At 73.0% G+C, this 17406-nt stretch carries 7 protein-coding genes; 1 reads left to right on the forward strand and 6 read right to left on the reverse strand.

Annotation, left to right across the window (positions count from 1 at the left end; all coding sequences use genetic code 11):
- The 4 genes from EDF34_RS06030 to EDF34_RS06045 form a co-directional block, all read right to left on the reverse strand.
- Window positions 1-9138 (reverse strand): DUF5979 domain-containing protein, encoded by a 9138-nt coding sequence (locus tag EDF34_RS06030; protein ID WP_123370353.1) that lies wholly within the window; start codon window positions 9136-9138, stop codon window positions 1-3.
- 170 nt (window positions 9139-9308) lie between these two features.
- Complete coding sequence (htpX, locus tag EDF34_RS06035) at window positions 9309-10184, reverse strand: zinc metalloprotease HtpX (RefSeq protein WP_123370354.1); 876 nt, start codon at window positions 10182-10184, stop codon at window positions 9309-9311.
- 86 nt (window positions 10185-10270) lie between these two features.
- Window positions 10271-11650 carry an FAD-dependent oxidoreductase gene (locus EDF34_RS06040; RefSeq protein WP_123370355.1) on the reverse strand — a complete coding sequence of 460 codons (1380 nt, stop codon included), beginning with the start codon at window positions 11648-11650 and terminating at the stop codon, window positions 10271-10273.
- A 240-nt stretch (window positions 11651-11890) separates the two neighbouring features.
- The gene (locus EDF34_RS06045) at window positions 11891-14020 is read right to left on the reverse strand and encodes a carbohydrate-binding module family 20 domain-containing protein (protein ID WP_123370356.1); all 2130 of its coding nucleotides are present in this window, start codon (window positions 14018-14020) and stop codon (window positions 11891-11893) included.
- 257 nt (window positions 14021-14277) lie between these two features.
- Here EDF34_RS06045 and rarD point away from each other — a divergent pair, with 257 nt between their 5' ends.
- Window positions 14278-15195: an EamA family transporter RarD gene (gene rarD, locus EDF34_RS06050; RefSeq protein WP_123370357.1), complete on the forward strand. Its 918-nt coding sequence runs from the start codon at window positions 14278-14280 to the stop codon at window positions 15193-15195.
- A gap of 16 nt (window positions 15196-15211) precedes the next feature.
- Here the strand turns inward: rarD and EDF34_RS06055 are convergent, their stop codons facing one another.
- Window positions 15212-15958 carry a PP2C family serine/threonine-protein phosphatase gene (locus EDF34_RS06055; RefSeq protein ID WP_123370358.1) on the reverse strand — a complete coding sequence of 249 codons (747 nt, stop codon included), beginning with the start codon at window positions 15956-15958 and terminating at the stop codon, window positions 15212-15214.
- A gap of 88 nt (window positions 15959-16046) precedes the next feature.
- Window positions 16047-17354 carry an RDD family protein gene (locus EDF34_RS06060; RefSeq protein WP_123370359.1) on the reverse strand — a complete coding sequence of 436 codons (1308 nt, stop codon included), beginning with the start codon at window positions 17352-17354 and terminating at the stop codon, window positions 16047-16049.
- Window positions 17355-17406: the final 52 nt, after the last annotated feature.

Genomic DNA, 17406 nt, shown 5'->3' on the forward strand with positions numbered 1-17406 from the left:
TCAGGCCTCGCCGCGTCGGCGACCCCGGACCGCGACCGCCCCGAGCAGGAGCAGCAGCACGGCGAGCAGAGCCAGCCTGCCGACCCCGTCGGCACCGGTCGACGACAGCGCTGGCGGCGGCTCCGCCGCGGGCGGGTCGTCGACGGCCGGCGGGTCGGCCTTCGGCACCGTGACGGTCGCGTCGTCCGTGTCCGTCTTCGTCACGTCGCCTCCCGTGTCGGGGTCGCTCCACGTGACCGTCGCGCTGTTGACCACGTCGCCGGCAGCCGTCGGGAGGACCCGGGCGGACACGGTGATCGTCGGCGCGCTCTGGTCGCGGCCGAGCCAGCCGCCCAGGACGCAGCGGACCAGCCCGCCGCCCCCGTCGCTCGCCCGGTCGCTGACCTCGCACGTCCATCGCGGCGTCGTGTCGTCGGCCGGCTTGGCTCCCTTGACCGACAGGACCTTCAGCGTCGCGGGCACCTGGTCGGTGACCACCACGTCGTCGGTCGCACCGAGGCCCGTGTTCCGGACGTCGAGCGCGTAGGAGACCTTGTCCCCGCGATCGGCCTTCTCGACCGACGCGGTCTTGGTGATCTCCAGGTCCGGGGTCCGCGCCACCTCGCACAGCGGGGTGGCGTCGGGGTAGGCCTGCTCCACCCGCAGCGTCGGGTTGACCTCGATGCGCACCAGGGCGCCGGCACGCAGCGCGTACTCGGGCAGCGTCGGGTCGGCGATCTGGTTCTCCCAGACGGGCGTCTCCCCGACGCGCACCTGGCGCCAGCCCGGCCACGCGATGCCGATGCCGTCCGCGTCCACGGCGGCGCCGGGCCACAGCATCTTCCCGGTCAGCGCGCCGCCCGCGGGGATCGTGTCGACGCGGATCGCGTCGCCGTCCGGGACGCCGTCGTGGTCGGCGTCCGCGAACCAGCTGATCGTCACCGGGTGCGTCGACATGTCGACGTTGCGCGGGTCGATGTCGTAGCTCAGCCACGGCACGTCGGCCACGCACGCGGAGCTGACCGTCGCGTCGATCCACTTCACCAGGACCGGGGCGTCGTCGTCGTCCTCGCGCACCGGCGGGTCGACCTGCGGCGAGCCCGTGTCGGTCCAGCGCACGCTCGCGTCGTTGACGATCTCGTCGACCGCGATGTCGTCGGCCACGCGCGCGTGCACCGCGACGACCGGAGCCGTCACGCCGGGGTCGAGCGACGTGCCGGCCGCGTAGACGCAGTCGACCACGTCGCGGTCGGCGGGCCTGGTCGTCGTGCACTCCCACGGCGCGGGCGCGTCGAGGGAGACCAGGCCGATCGCCGCGGGCAGCTCGTCGTGGAGCCGGACGTCGGACGTCGCGGCGGGGCCGGTGTTCTCGACCGTGAGCGTGTAGTCCACGTCGTCGCCGCCCTGGACCGTCGTCTGCGCGACGTCCTTGGTCAGCTCGAGCGCGGAGAACGCGTTCTCCACCGTGATCGTCTGGCCGTCGGCCGGCACCGTGACGGTCCCGTCGGAGCCGAGCACCGTCGAGGTGCCGACGCGGTAGCCGACGAGCGCGCCGTGCGTGCCGGTCTCGACGACCTCGCACTCGGTGCCGATCGGCAGCTCCTCCACCGTCCGCGAGCCGCCCGCGAGCAGGTCGAACGCGGCGTCGGCGGGGTCGAGCGCGAGCGGCTTCCCGTCGTAGGTGCACTCGAGCGTGAACGAGTAGACCAGGTCGTCCGCGACCTGCGACGACGCGTCGACGACCTTGCGGACCGTCAGCGCGGCCGCGTCGTAGGCGTTGCGGATGGTCAGCAGGTCGGCGTCGTCGCTGCCGTCGCCGACCTCGACGTCCACGGGGTCGACGCTCGGGTCCGCGGACTCGTCGCCCGTGCCGTACGTGACGCTCGTCGCGCCCGTGCCGCCGGCCTCGGTGACCGAGCACAGCGAGCCGAGCGGCACGTCGTGGATCACGGTCTCGACGCCGTCGGTCAGGACGACCGCCCCGTCGTCGGGCAGGGCCACGTCCGCTCCGTGCCAGGTGCAGGTCACGGTCGCGTCGAACGTGGCCGGCGCGAGGTCGGACCGGACGCCGGAGACGTCCTTGCGGACCGCGATCTCGCCGTTGTCGAACGTGTTCGTCACGACGACCTCGGCGGTGTCGGCCTCGTCGATGGTCACGACGCCGTCGGCCGGCTCGAGCGCGTGGGACTGCGCGTGGCCGAGGTCCGTCTCGGTCACGGTGCACTGCGCTCCGGACGGGAGGCCGGTGTAGGTCGCCGAGCCGGCGCCGGTGATGGTGCGCGTGGCGCCACCCGGGACGGTGATCTCCTGCTCGGTGCCGTCGACGTCGCGGGTGCAGGCGAGCGAGACGGTGTACGTGCCCGTCGTCGCGGGCGTCAGGGACGCGGCCGGCTCCCCCGCCAGCTCCTTGCTCACCCGCAGGCTGCCGGTGCCGAACGTGTTCGTCACCGTGACGGCGGTCGGGTCGCTCTCGTCGTCCCCGACGACGAACGTGCCCGGGTCGACCTCGTGCTCGGTCGCCGCACCGAACGCGGTCTCGGTGACCGTGCACGAGGCACCGGAGGCGAGGTTCTCGACCGTCCAGGACGGCGAGGCCTTGCTCAGCGCGTGCGAGCCGTGGAAGACCGTCTCAGGCGAGGCGCCCGCGAGGGTGCACTCGAGGTCGACCTCGAACTGCTCGTTGCCCCAGTCGTCCGAGCCGAGACCGTCGACGACCTTGGTGATCGCGACCGCACCGACCGCGTAGGTGTTGGTGACGGCCACCTGCGTGGTCGCGGCACCGTCGGCGTCGTCGGCCGTGAGCGTGAAGGACGTCGTCGGGCCCGCGCCGGGGAACCCGGCCACGCCGCCCTGCGTGACGACGGTCGAGGCGTTCGCTCCCGTCGGCACACCCGTCTCGGTGACGGAGCACGCGGAGCCTGCGGGCAGGCCGGCGTACTCCTGCGGGTCGTCACCCGGCGCGAGCGTGAACGTCGTGTCCAGCACGTCGTGCCCGAGGAACGTGCACTCGGCCGTGAACGAGTACGGGCCCGGGTACGTGATCGCCGCACCGTCCGCGTCCTGGGCGCCGCTCGCGTCGACGAGCTTGCTCACCGAGAAGCCGGCCTCGGCGTAGGTGTTCGTCGCGGTGATCCGCTCGATCGTCGCGGCGGCGGCGGAGCCGTCGGTCGCGGCCGGGCGGGCCACGTCCGCGCGCGTCACGAAGTCGCGGTGCGCCGTGACGGTCGACGGCGCGTAGGTGACCTCGGCGCCCTGGCTTGGGTCCTCGACCGCCGAGCAGGTGGCGTACGCCGGGAGGTTGACGGCAGACCACGCGTCGTGACCCGGCTCGCCCGCGTCGATGCCGTTGTTGTACTCGAGCACCGAGCCGTCGGCGGGGACCGTGACGCTGCTCAGGTCGGGCGTCGAGCTGCCCACCGGGACGCCCAGCAGCGGGACGTCCTGGCCGAGCGAGGTGCACTCCAGGGTGAAGTCGTAGCTCGTGGGCAGCAGCGTGGCGAACGAGTCGCCCCCCTCGACCAGCTTGCGCAGGTCGAGCTTGCCCGTGGCCATCGCGACGCCGGTCTTGCGGACCTCCGTGACGGGCGTGACGATCTTCGTGCCGTCGGTCGCGACGCCGCGGGCGCCGGCCGCGACCGAGTTCCAGGCGATCGAGTCGCGGTCGCTGGTCTCAGCGCGGGCGGGGAAGGCCGCCGTGGTGGAGCGGTAGGAGACGGCGAGCGTCTGACCCGGCAGCAGCCCCTCGACCCGGTTCGGCTGGGAGTAGGTCAGGACGTACTTGAGCGCCTTGATCTTCGCCTTGTCGGCGGCGGGCATGCTCTCGTCGTACAGGTGCCAGGTCCGGGCGTTGACGTCGTTCGCGCCGCCGGCCAGGCACGCCGTGGTCTCGCCCGGGAAGCTGGTCGGGTTGAGGTCGGCGGCCGTCGCACCACCGGCGCGCGTCGTGTTGAGGATGTCGATCCGGTTGCAGACCGTGACGGGGACCGTCGTGGAGTACTGCACGGCGAGCGAGACGCCGTCGGCCGAGTCGTACGTCAGCGGGTTGCCGCTCGCGTCCGTGAACGTCGCGGCCACGTGCCCCGTGAGGACGGGCGCCCACCGCGAGCTCCGCGCCTGGTTGATGATGACGCCGCGGTCGTCGACCGCCGGGAGCACGTCGATCGCGGACACGACCGTGGCGGGGACGTTGCCCGTGTTGCTGAGCCACGTCTTCCACTGCTCGGTGCCGCCCGGCCGCGTGATCGGGATGCAGGGCGTGCGGTAGTAGCCCTCGTACGCGGTGTTCGGGTTCTCGCAGTACGCGGTGCTCGGTGCACCCGAGTACGCGAGGACGCCCAGGTCGTCGTAGCTCGCGTCGCCCGGCGCGGCGGTCGGGAGACCCGCACCGACGCCCTTGACGCCCTTGACGACGCGCATCGGCGAGGCCGGCAGCGTGTAGACCGAGGTCGTCGAGGTGCAGGTGGTCACGGCCGTGGTGGACGGCCGCGAGGCCATGCTCGCCGTGAACGTGCAGGTGTCGAAGATCCGGTCGCTCGCGACCGTGGCCGAGTTGGCGATCGTCTGGCCGGAGGGCAGGTCCGCGCGCACCTCGAGGTTGGCGGTGATGGTCAGGGTGTACCCAACGGGCAGCGCGTACCCCGAGGGGAGCGCGAAGGTGATCGTGCCGTCGTCGGCGTAGGCCGTCGTGTCGACCGTCACCGCGGGCGCCGTCTGCGCGGTGCCGGACGCGTTGGTCAGCGCGAACGTGAAGATCGGGGTCGTGTCGAGCGGTTCGCGGTCCGGCAGCACCAGCAGCGGGCCGTCGCCGTCCTGCTCGACGACGTCGGTGACGCGCACGCCGGTCATCGGCCGGCTGCCCGCGTTGCGCACCGCGATCTGGTACGGGATGTCCCCGCCCGGTGCGACCGCGCCGGTGGGGCTCTTGGTGATCGCGACCGCGTTGTTGGTGTGGGTCACCTTGATCGTGTCGGTCGCCGAGTCGGAGTCCGTCCAGGGCGCGAGGTCGTCGTTCCACGCGCCGGTCGCGTCGACCGTGAACGTGTTGGTCGTGACCCCGAGCTGCGACTCCCCCGGCGCCTTCGTGAAGGAGGGGCGGGTCGACGGGACGGCCCCACCCGTCACGAGCGTCGCACGACGCGTCGCGGTGAAGGTGACCGTCTGGTTCGGGTTGCTGGGGCGCTGCCAGGCCCCGCCGTTGTTGTCCAGCGCGTAGCGCAGCCCGCGGACCTGGCCGGCGGTCACGCCCGCCGGCAGCACCGCCGTGGTGGCGACGCCCGGCGTCGCGGTGGTCCAAGCGCCGGGGCGCCAGCAGTCGGTGAGGTCGGCGACGCCACCGCAGGTCGTGCTGATCGCCTGCGTCGTCGGGTCGACGACGTAGCTGACGCCGACGAGGGCGTCGACGCGGAAGCGCTTGACGGGCGCGACCAGCGTCACCTTCGACAGCGACGTGAAGTCGTACGCGTTCCAGAACGTGGGCGAGATGTCCGTGTAGACCATCTGCCGCGTCCGCACGGAGGACTGCGGGGTCAGCTGCGCGCCGAGCGTCACCGTGGCGACCTTCGTGCCGGAGTCCTCGTTGGTGGTGTCCGGCGAGATCGCCTTGGCGGCGGTCACGGCGTAGCTCGGCGCGACGATCGCGATGTCCTCGGTGTCGTCGTCGGTCGCGGAGCCGTTCTGGGAGGCGAGGCCGCCCGCGTCCAGCACGGTCGCGAGCACCGTGTTGGTGGCCAGGCGCGAGGCCCCGACCGCCGGCGTCGGCAGGGCGGCGGCGGTGTAGCGGTCCGCGGAGCGGAGCTGGAACGCGAGCGTCAGCCTGGTCGTCGCGTCGGTCACGATCCGGCCCGTGTGCCGGACCTCGATCCCGATGACGTCCTGCAGCTGCGCGGGCGTCAGCGCCTTGGCCTGCGCGATCGTGTAGTCCGCGGTGGTCTCGACGGTCGTGGCCGGGTCGCGGAACCGCAGCGTCACCGTGGAGGCTCCGGTCGTGGTCCCGCTGGGGACGGTCACGTCCGTGATCTCGTACAGGTTGAGGTACGTGAACGGGTCGTCGGTCGTGGCCGACGGGTCGGGGTCGGCGACCACCAGCTCGTCGACGCGGCCCACCGTCTGGTTGGTCGCGACGATCGTCGCCGTCGCGATCGGGTAGAGATCGGGGTCGGTGCCGGCCTGCGGGACGCCGAGCGGGCCGTACGCCCACGTCTTGGTGACGTTCACGTTGAGCGGGCTGTCCGAGACCGTGACGGAGGCTCCGTCGGTGGAGTCGAACGTGCCGCCGCCCGGCAGCGTGCCGACCACGCTCACGTCGTTGGAGACGACGCCCTGCTCACCGCTGTTGTACGTCAGCGGGTGGGTCGAGCCGAGGACCGCCTGGCTCGGGTCGGAGCGCAGCGTGTCGCGCACGCGGAACTCGAGGTCGATCGCGCGACGACCCGTGGTGGCGGCGACACCGGTGCCGACCGCGGGGTCGAGCGCGCCGGTCGCCCGCGCCGCGCGCGTGGGGCTCTCGACGAAGACCAGCCGGACGGCCAGGGTGTCGGCCTGCTCTGCGGCGCTGAGCGTGTAGCCGCCGAAGACGCCGTCGCAGCCGGCCGCGCACGCCGCGGTCGTGATGTTCACCCACGCGCCGCTCGCGGCGCTGTAGCGCCAGACCTCGCTGACCTTGTCGAACGTCATCCGCGAGTCGGTCGCGGACGTGATGGGGGCGATGCGGACCAGGTCGAACGCGTCGTACACGGTCCCGGTGGTGACTCCCGGCGTGGCCGTCGCGGGGTCCGCGACGCTCACCTGGGCGAAGGACAGCCCTCCGGTGCTCCACGCCAGGCGCGCCGTGGCGGTGTCGCCCGAACGAGCCACGACCTGGGCGCCCGTCTGCACGTAGGCGCCGGTGCTGTCGCGCCAGAGCTTGTCGACGAGGTTCGGGCCGGAGCCACCCGCCGAGGGCAGGAGCGTGACGACCGCGTCATCGACCGCCGTGCCGGTCGTCGGGGACGCGTTGAGGTTCGTCGCGGTGGTGCGGGCGGTGTTGGTGACGTCCGTGTCGGTGGTGACCGACGTCGCGCCGCCGTCGCGGGCCGTGGCGCGCAGGCCGACCAGGAGCGCGGGCACGACCGTGTAGCCCGGCTGCAGGAGCGCGCCGGCGGTGGTCGGGGTGAAGGTGAACCGGATGCCCTCGACGGAGTCGCGGACGCCCGCGGGAACGACGTAGGACCAGCGGGTCGGCCCCTGCACCCCGACGCCAGCGGCCGCGCCCGCGCCGAACGTGCTCCACGCCGAGCCGTCCCAGTACTCGACCGTGAGCCGCGACCCGGCGGGCACGTCGGTCGGGGCGATCGAGCGCACGTCGTACAGGTTCCAGAACGCGTCGGGCCCGGCCGTCGGGTCCTGCGGGTCCGAGACGACGAGCGACTGCGCGCCGATCGTCGAGCCGGAGCCGACGGGCAGGTCGCGCTTGACCGTGGACTCGAGCTGCACGACCGTGCCCGTGCCCGGCACGTCGTACATCGTGTCGGGGGTGAACGTCTTGGTCAGCGTCGTGGCGACCCGCAGGGCACGGCGCGTGAGGTCGGCCGAGTCGTGGTCGGTGCCGGTCTGGCCGGTGCTGGTCTCGACCGTGCCCGCGGCCCAGTTCGTCTCGGTGACGTCGCCCGAGTCGGCCGCGAGCGCGGTGACCGTGAACGGCACCACCGCGTACTCGTCGGCCGCCATCGGACCCGTGAACGTGACGTCGAACCCGGTGACCGTGCGGCCCGCGGCGGGTGCGGGGAGCGTGTCGCGCGTCGAGGTGCCGGCCGTGGTGGGAGCGCCGGTGTCGTAGGCGTAGGTGATGGACGCGTGCGTCGCGCCCACGGGCCACTCGACGTCCGCGGCCACGAAGCCGGCGAACGTGAGCCCCTGCTCGGCGAGGTCCTTGTGCCCGGACTGCGGCTCGGCCAGCGTCATCGTGGTGATCGGGTAGTCGCCGTTGCTCACCTTGACGGTGGCGACGGTCGACGCTCCGGCGAGCAGCGACGGGACGCCGAAGGCCTTCTGGACGACCGGGCCGAGGTTGGCCGGCACGAGCACGAGGTTCGCCGGCTTGGTCACGTCGGGGCTCGTCGTCGCGCCCACCACGACGTGCGAGCCGGCGGTGTTGGTGACGGTCGTGCTCTGCGTGACGTCACCGGCGGCGGCCGACGTCGTGGTCGCCAGGACGATCGACGCGGGCGCGGTCGAGACGGGCAGCTGGCCACCCTGCACCGTGAACGTGAACCGGGTGCCCTTGACGTCCGCCGCCGTGATGCCCGCGAGCAGCGAGCTCGGGTTCGAGGGGATCGCGACCGGTGCCCCCGTGTGCCAGGTGCCCGAGCCGTCGAGCCAGTCGAGCTGGACGCGGTTCGCGCCGGTCGGGGGCGTCAGGGTGGTGATCCCGGTCAGCGCCACGTAGGCGAACGCGGTGGGCGTCACGCCCGTGGCCGGGTCCTGGATGACCAGGGAGTCGACCGAGCGGTTCGAGGAGTTGGCACCGCCGAGGGTGTACGTGACGGCCGAGTCCCGCACGGCGGGCAGCTGGGTGGGTGCCACCGACTTGGTCACCGTCGACGCCAGCGTGGTCGGGATCGTGGGGATGACGGTCGCGGTGTCGGTCACGGGCGAGATGAGCGCGTTGCTGGCGGTCAGGCTCGCGGTGTTGACGAGCGACGCCCCGTCGTGGTCGGCCAGGGTGCCCGCGGGCAGCGTCGCGGTGTACCGGATCGTGTACTGCGCGCCGTCCTCCATGCCGACCTTGCCGCCCAGGGCGGCCTTGAAGAACTTCACCGTCAGCGCGTTCCCGCTCGTCGTCACCGCGTACGTGCTGGCGGCTCCGCCGGTCACCTGGACGGAGCCCGGGTTGAGCACGAGCGGGGCCGGGACGGTGTCCTTGAGCGTCGCGTCGGTGCACACGTCGGTGAGGCTCGAGCACGACAGGACGAGCGCGTAGCTGACCGTGGTGCCGGCCGTGGCGTGCACGGACTTCTGGTCGTTGACGGTCTTGCCGATCGTGATCGTCGACGAGTCCGCGTCGTCCGCCGCGACGGCCGCCCCCACGGGGACGAGCGTGAGGACCAGGACGGCCGCGGTGACCGCGGCGACCCCCCGCCCGGCTGCTCGCATCCAGGTGGAGAAGAACGTCGCGTGGCGCATGAGTCATCCGTCGGTCGGGGGCAGGCGGCTCGATCAGCCCCCATTAACCCAGGCAACTGTCGGGCTTCCTGCCGCCGCCTGGGTGCATGCACCCCCAGGTCAGGGTGACTTTTTCGGACATGCGCGACGTTACGTCCGGGTCTGCGCGCGGAGTCCGAAATGCGCTCCGCTCAGTAGCGGGTGATGCCGCCCTTGCCGCCCGCCTGAGCCTCGAGCCGCGCGATCCGCTCGGCCATCGGGGGGTGGGTCGAGAACAGCTTCGCCATGCCCTCGGCCTTGAACGGGTTGGCGATCATCAGGTGCGAGACGTCGACGAGCTCGCGGTCCTGCGGCAGCGGCCGGGCCGCGGTCCCCGACTCGAGCTTGCGCAGCGCGGAGGCCAGCGCCATCGGGTCCCCCGTGAGGCGTGCGCCGTCCTCGTCGGCGTCGAACTCGCGCGTGCGGCTGATACCGAGCTGGATGATCGTCGCGGCGATCGGCGCCAGGATGACGAGCAGCAGGCCGCCGAGCGGGTTGCTCCGCTCACGGTCCCCGCCGAACCAGAACGCGATCTGCGCGAGCGAGGTGATCACGCCGGCGATCGCGGCGGCGACCGACGACGTGAGGATGTCGCGGTTGTAGACGTGCATGAGCTCGTGCCCCAGGACGCCGCGCAGCTCGCGCTCGTCGAGGATCGCCAGGATCCCCTCGGTGCAGCAGACGGCCGCCTTGGCCGGGCTGCGGCCCGTCGCGAACGCGTTCGGGGCGGCCGTCGGCGAGACGTACAGCCGAGGCATGGGCTGACGGGCCGAGGTCGAGAGCTCACGCACGATGCGGTACATCGCGGGCTGCTCGGCCTCGCTCACCGGCCGGGCACGCATCGCCTTGATGGCGATGGTGTCGGACTTCCAGTAGCTCACCGCGGTCATCACGAGGCCGAGGCCGGCGAACAGCAGGACGTAGCGCGCGCTGCCCCCGCCGACGAGCCAGCCGATGCCGAGCACGACGGCCCACATGACGCCGAAGAGCGCGGCCGTCTTCAGACCGTTGAAGTGCTGGTGACCCATGGACCTACCTTCTGTGAGAACGCCGCACCGGTGCAACGTGCACGCCGGTGCGGCGGTTCCCAGGACGGCGGTTCCCCGACAGGTGGTCAGACGGTCGCGCGCCCCAGGGCCACGGAGACCATCTCGTCGCGCGGGACGACCTTGATCCGCTCGCGGCCGTGCGGCTCGCCGAGGCCGCGCTCGTAGGCGTCCAGCAGCTCCCAGCCGGTCCACTCGACGACGTCGACGCCGCGCGAGGCGAGGAACTCGGTCACGGCCGACGGCTCGCGCTCGGTGGCCGTGTAGAACGACTCCCCCGCTGCGGCGACGTCCTCGCCGAGGTGGCGAATGGTCTCCGACGCGTCGGACTTGGTGTGGCCGATGAGGCCCACCGGGCCGCGCTTGATCCAGCCGGTGGCGTAGACGCCGGGCAGGTGCTCGCCGTCGACGTCCGTGACGCGACCCTCGCGGTTGGGGATCACGCCGGCGACGTCGTCGAACGGGATGTCGACGAGCGGCGAGCCGAAGTACCCGATCGCGCGGTAGACGGCCTGGACGTCCCAGTCCTGGGTCTGGCCCGTGCCGGTGACGTTGCCGTCTCCGTTGAGGGCGGTGCGCTCGGTGCGCAGGCCGACGACCCGGCCGTCCTCGCCGAGGATCTCGACCGGCTTGTGCAGGAAGTGCAGGTGCAGGCGGCGGCTGGCCGAGTTCTCCTCGGGGTCCTTCAGCGTCCAGTCCGTGAGGGTCTTGACGACCTGCTTGGTCTGGTTCGAGGAGTGGATCGCGGCCATCGAGCCCTCGTCGAACTCGAAGTCCTCGGGGTAGACGATGACGTCGACGTCCGGCACGTGGCCGAGCTCGCGCAGCTCGAGCGGCGAGAACTTGACCTGCGCGGGGCCACGGCGCGCGAACACGTGCACGTCGGTGACCGGCGAGGTCTTGAGGATCTCGTAGACGTTGGCGGGGACGTCCGTGGGCAGCAGGTCGTCGGCGTGCTTGGCCAGGATGCGCGCGACGTCGAGCGCGACGTTGCCGGCGCCGAGGACGGCGACCTGCGTGGCCTCGAGCGGCCAGGACCGCGAGACGTCCGGGTGCCCGTCGTACCAGGACACGAAGTCGGCGGCGCCGTAGGAGCCCTCCAGCTCCACGCCCGGCACGGGCAGCGCCGCGTCGCGGATCGACCCGGTCGAGAAGATCACGGCGTCGTAGAACGTCCGCAGGTCGTCGAGCTTGAGGTCGGTGCCGTAGTCGACGTTCGCGAGCAGGCGGATGTCGCCGCGCTCGAGCACCTTGTGCAGCGCGACGATGATCTGCTTGATGCGCGGGTGGTCCGGCGCGACGCCGTAGCGGACCAGGCCGAACGGGGCGGGCAGGCGCTCGAACAGGTCGATGCTGACGTCGAGGCCGCTCTTGGAGAGGATGTCCGAGGCGTAGATGCCGGCGGGACCGGCGCCGACGACGGCGACGCGCAGGGTCGGGGTGCTCACGGGAACCGGATGCCTTCCAATCGGGGAGCCCTGCCGGGATACGTCACGGAGCAGGGCTGTGCTGGGCCTCAGTCTAGGACGCCGGCACAGGGTCGCCTCACCTGGCAGCCAGGATGCGGACAGTCCCGGCCGGCTGTGGACGCGCCCTGCGCCCTTCCGACACGGGCCAGGGGTGGCGCCCACACCTCCACGCGCCGGCGCCACCCCGTCCCTCGACCGGGCCCAGCGGGCCCGGTCCGCTCAGCTGCGCCAGGTGTCCGTCACGGTGAGCACGCCGCTCGCAGGCACCGTGACGCTGCGGTTCGCGCCGGACTCCCAGGTCACGGCACCGCTCGCGTCCTTGCGCACGTACTTGTACTGCACGGTCGAGCCCGCGGGCAGGGGCACGGCCGCCCGCCAGACGGGATAGGCCGCCGACGACAGCGCGACCGCCTTGGCCGGGTCCCAGCCGCCGAGCTCCGCCGACGACCCGACGACGAAGACGTTCTGGCCCACCACCGTCGTGGCCTGCACACCGAACGACACCTGCGCAGCACTGCTCGTCGGGCTGCTGGTGGGCGTGCTCGTCGGGGTGGGCGTGCTCGTCCCGCACGGGTTGGTCGACCCGACCACGCCGTCCTTCACCGAGGCCACGGACCCGGTCAGCGTGTAGTTGCTCGACCCGTTGTTGTCCCACTGCCCGGAGCCGTCGGTGAACGCCGCGGTCACGGCGCCACCGCCGGAGGCGACCTGACGGGACACCCAACCGGTGCACGCGGCCGCCATCGCCTCGCCCGGCACGGCGGTCCACGCGCCGTTGCCGACGCGGTAGTGGATGCGGTAGCCGGACCAGCCCTTGGTGGTCGCGTAGTAGACCGTCGTGCCGGTCCCCGAGGTCGGGTCCGTCGTCGGGCTCGTCGTGCTGCCGGACCGCGCGCCGACGTGCAGGGCGACCGAGCCGTTCGCGGGGACCGTGAAGCTGGCCGTGCCCGACGACGACACGTCGACCGTCGTGCCCGAGCAGCCCGACCCGCTCACGCCGCCGCTGATCACGTCGCAGTACCGGCCGGCCGGCAGCGACGTCGAGAACGTGCGCGTCAGGGCCGAGCCCGCCCGGTTGATCGCCACGTAGCCACGGTCGCCCCGCCCGAAGGCGATCTGGTTCGAGCCGTTGTCCCACCACTGCGTGAGCGAGGTCCCCGCGACGGCGTTGCGGAAGCCGACCATGTGCGCGGTCTCGTTCCACCGCTGCGCGCAGGTCCAGGTGCCCTGCCCGCAGACCGCGTCGTCGACCTTGCCGCTGCCCTGCTGGGGCGCTCCCGCGTCGTTGTTGCCGAACGCGTAGCCCGAGTAGACCGTGGGGGTGCCGTAGGGGTAGGCGAGCATGAAGACGTTCGCGAGCCGGTAGGTCGAGCCGTCCTTGTAGCTCAGCGTCTCCCCGTTGCGCTCGGTGTCGTGGTTGTCGACGAAGACGCCCGCGCGGTCCGAGGGCAGCAGCCAGGACGCGGTCGCGATCCCCTGCAGCGACGCGAGGCTGCCTCCGTTGAAGACCGACTTGAGGTTGCGCGCGTAGGTGAACTCGTGGACGTCGCCGATCCCCGTGTACTCGCTGGGCTGCACGGGCTCGCCCGAGGCGCCGATGACCTCCTGCACGATGTAGACGCTCTGGTCGGAGATCTTGGCCTTGATCGCGGCCAGGTCGGTCGCGGCGATGTGCTTCGCGGCGTCGACACGGAAGCCGCGCACCCCGAGGGAGATCAGGTCGTTCAGGTAGTCGGCGATCTCCTGGCGCACGTACTCGCTGCCCGTGTTCAGGTCCTGCAGCCCGACGAGCCGGCAGTTCTGCACCTGGTAGCGGTCGGAGTAGCTCGCGATGTTGGTCCGGCAGCTGTGGAAGTCCTGCGGGCCGTACCCACCGGCTGGGCCGGGGTAGCTCTCCTCGCTGAACGGCGTACCCGCCCAGCCGGTGCCGCTGCCCGTCTGCCCGCTCATGTGGTTGATCACCACGTCCGTGCTCACCGAGACGCCCGCCGCCCGGCAGGTGTCGATCATCGCCTTGTACTCCGCGCGGGTGCCGAGCTTCGACTCGATCTTGTAGCTGACCGGCTGGTACGAGGTCCACCACTGGCCGGCGAGCCTGACGTGCTCGTTGGGGGGCGAGGTCTGCACCCAGCCGTAGCCGGCAGGGCCGAGCGTGTCCGTGCACTCACGGGCGATCGAGGTCCAGGTCCACTGGAACAGGTTCACCGCGGTGGTGCGCGGCCCGCTCGGGGCGGCGACGGCGGGCGTGGCGGATCCGAGCGCGGTCAGGCCGGCGAGCGCGAGCAGCGCGGCCAGCAGGGCACCGAGCGCGCTGCGGCGCGCGCCGGTGGGACGGGGGGTCGTGGGCACGACGGCATCTCCTCGAGGTCCGGGCCCGACGACGTCGTCGGGCCTGTCCCGGCCGTCGCCTCGTCGCGACGACCGTTGCTGCGACGCGTGCTCGCGCACGCGCTGGGTCCGGCGGACCGGGCCCGGGAGGAGGTGTGCCGCGCGCCGGCCGAGGCCGACGACGCGGGACTGCAAGCCCACGGCAAGAACCGTAGAAACTTGCTGCAAACGGACAATAGGGCGAGGGTCGCCGCCCGTCAACCGCCTAGAGTCGGCGCGTGCCCTCGACCCCCACCCGATCCGGCCTGCTGGCCGGGATCGGCGCCTACGCCCTGTGGGGCGTCCTGCCGCTCTACTTCCCGCTGCTGCAGCCGGCCGGCGCGGTCGAGATCGTCGCCCACCGCGTGGTCTGGTCGCTGCTGTTCTGCCTGCTGCTGCTGCGGGTGACCCGCACGTGGCAGCCGTTCCTCGAGACGCTGCGCAACCGCCGCACGCTGACCCTGCTCGCGGCCGCGGCGGTGCTGCTCGCGGTCAACTGGATCGTCTTCGTCGTCGGCATCCTGTCCGACCGGGTGGTCGACGCCGCTCTCGGGTACTTCATCAACCCCCTGGTCACCGTCGGCCTCGCCGTCGTCGTGCTGCGCGAGCGGGTGCGGCCCGTCCAGTGGGTGGCGCTCGGCTTCGGTGCCGCGGCGGTCGTCGTCATCACCGTCGGGTACGGGCGGCTGCCCTGGATCGCGCTCACCCTCGCGTTCAGCTTCGGGTTCTACGGGCTGATCAAGAACCGGGTCGGCCGGTCGGTCGGCGCGGTCCCCGGGCTGGCCACGGAGACGCTCGTGCTGGCGCCGCTCGCGCTCGGCTACCTCGTCGTGCTGCAGGCGCAGGGGACGGGGTCGTTCAGCACCCACGGCGGCTGGCACGCCGTCGCGCTCGCCTCCGCGGGCGTCGTCACCGCGGTTCCTCTGCTGCTGTTCGGGACCGCCGCCCGGCGTCTGCCGCTGAGCGTGGTGGGGATGCTGCAGTACATCGCCCCCGTGCTGCAGTTCCTCATCGGCGTGCTCGTGCTGGACGAGCGGATGGAGCCCGCGCGGTGGTGGGGGTTCGCGCTCGTGTGGGTCGCGCTCGTGATCCTGTCCGTGGACGGGCTGCGGCACTCGCGGGCCGAGGCGCTTGCGCGACGCGGTGCCGGTCGGTAGGAAGCCCCGGCGCGGCTCACCGCGCGCGCGCCGACCGCACCGTCGCGTCGACCACCAGCACCGTCACGTTGTCCGACCCGCCCGCCGCGAGCGCCGCGTCCACGAGCCGCTCGGCGGCGGCCTGGGGGTCGGGCTCGGCCTTGAGCTCGGCCTCGATGCGGCTGTCCGGCACCTCGTCGGTCAGCCCGTCGGAGCACACGAGCATCCGGTCCCCCGGGCTCACCGGCAGCCAGAACACGTCGGGGTCCACCGTCGCGGACCCGCCGCCCAGCGCGCGCGTGACCACGTTGCGGCGCGGGTGGTGGGCGGCCTCCTGGGCGGGCACGACGCCCCGCGCGACGAGCTCGGCGACCTCGGAGTGGTCCTGCGTGACCTGCTCGAGCACGCCGCCGGCCATCCGGTACGTGCGCGAGTCGCCGACGTTGAGGACGAGCCAGCACGGCATGCCGTCGTGCTCGCTGAGCACCACGCCCGACGCGGTCGTGCCCGGACGACGCAGCGCGTCCGCGGCGGGCAGCGCGCGCACCCGCTTGTGCGCGGCGCGCAGCACCGCGCGGGCTCGGGCCAGGTCGGGCACTCCCTTGGACAGCACCTGCAGGGTGTCGACGGCGGTGCGGCTCGCGACCTCGCCCGACTCGTGCCCGCCCATCCCGTCGGCCACCACGTAGACTCCGTCCGCCGCGTGCAGCGCGTCCTCGTTGCTGGCGCGCTGGGCACGGTCGGTCGCGACGCCGACCTCGATGCGCACGGACGCGGGACTCACCGGAAGGTCTCCGGGCAGGTCGCGTCGGTCATCGTCGTCCTCGCAGGGCACTCGCGGGCTGGAGCCGGTCGGTCGCCCGCCAGCATAGTCAGCGGCGCTCGACCCTCGCGCTGCGCTGGCCGAAGCGGATGGTCCATCCCGCGCCGACGAACGCCCGCGCGCCGGCCGGCAGCGTGGCGGCCACGCCGTCGGGGTCGACGAGCACGGTCCCGTTCACCGAGGCCCGGTCGATGACCCACAGCTCGTCGCGCGCCGGGGTGAGCCCGAAGTTCAGGTGCACCTTGGACACCGAGCGCGCGGGGTCGTCGATGACGATGACGTGCACGATCCCCATCTCGCCCTCGGGGCTGCGACCGACGATCCCGTCGCCGGTCACGTCGATGCGCTGGCCCGTGTCGAACACGAGCCGCAGGAGGTCCTCGCGCTCGGTGGGGATCTGGTCGCGCAGGCGCGTGTACTCGAGCTCGCCGAGGTCCTGCGCGCGCGGCACGGGCGGCACGGCCGTGCCCGCCTGGCCGGGGTAGCCGGTGATGAGGGGTGCGGGCCCGGCCGGCGCACCCTCGGGCTCGGGCGGCGGGGTCGGCCCCTGACGGGCGGCGTCCTGCGCGGCCCGCGTCTCGTCGAGCACCGGGGAGTCGTCGGTGGCGGCCTCGGCGGCGGCCAGGCGCTCGAGGTAGGCGGACGCGACCGGGCCTCCGCGCGGACGCACGGGGGCGGGCTCGGGCTCGGGCTCCGCGACGGGCTCCGGCTCGGCGGCGCGCTCCGCGGCGGCAGTCACGAACTGCGCGGCGGGCGGTGCGACGGCCGGGGCCAGCGGGGGCATGGGCGGCACGACGGGCAGGGGGCGCGGCGCGGGCGGCGGCGGGGCGGAGCCCACCGCGCGCTCGACGGCCTGGTTCCACGCCCCCGGGCCGCCCGGCTTGCGGGGACGCAGCGCCGAGGCACGCAGCACGAGGGTGCCGGCTGCCTTGTCGTGCCAGCCGCGCTGCGCGGGACCGTTGTCCCACGCGCCGGAGGCGACGACGACGATCTGCCCGACGAAGCACGCGATCGCACCCGCGGCCACCACGAGCTGGCGCAGCAGGATGGCGAGCAGCCCCGCGGGGCGGCCGGTCCGCGCCGAGATCGTGCGGTAGCCGAGCAGCCAGCCCCCGACGGTGGCGCCCGTGAAGGACTCCGCGACCCACTGGCCGATGCCGACCAGCGACGCGAGGACGAGCGGCGCGACGAGCCGGGCGGTCGAGCCGTCGACCACGAGACCGATGCCGATCCCGATGCCGTAGGCGAGCCCCACGACGAGGCCGTCGACCAGGTACGCGAGCACGCGGCCGCCGATGGGCGCGACCGTCCCGGGAGTCACCGCGACCCCGGTGCCCTCGAAGGTGGTGCTGCTCACGTGACCCCCAACCTCGGTCCGCGGCCGCCGTGGCCGCGCGGGACATCGTGCC

Source organism: Cellulomonas sp. PhB150 (genome assembly GCF_003755175.1).
In the GTDB taxonomy this organism is placed as follows: domain Bacteria; phylum Actinomycetota; class Actinomycetes; order Actinomycetales; family Cellulomonadaceae; genus Cellulomonas.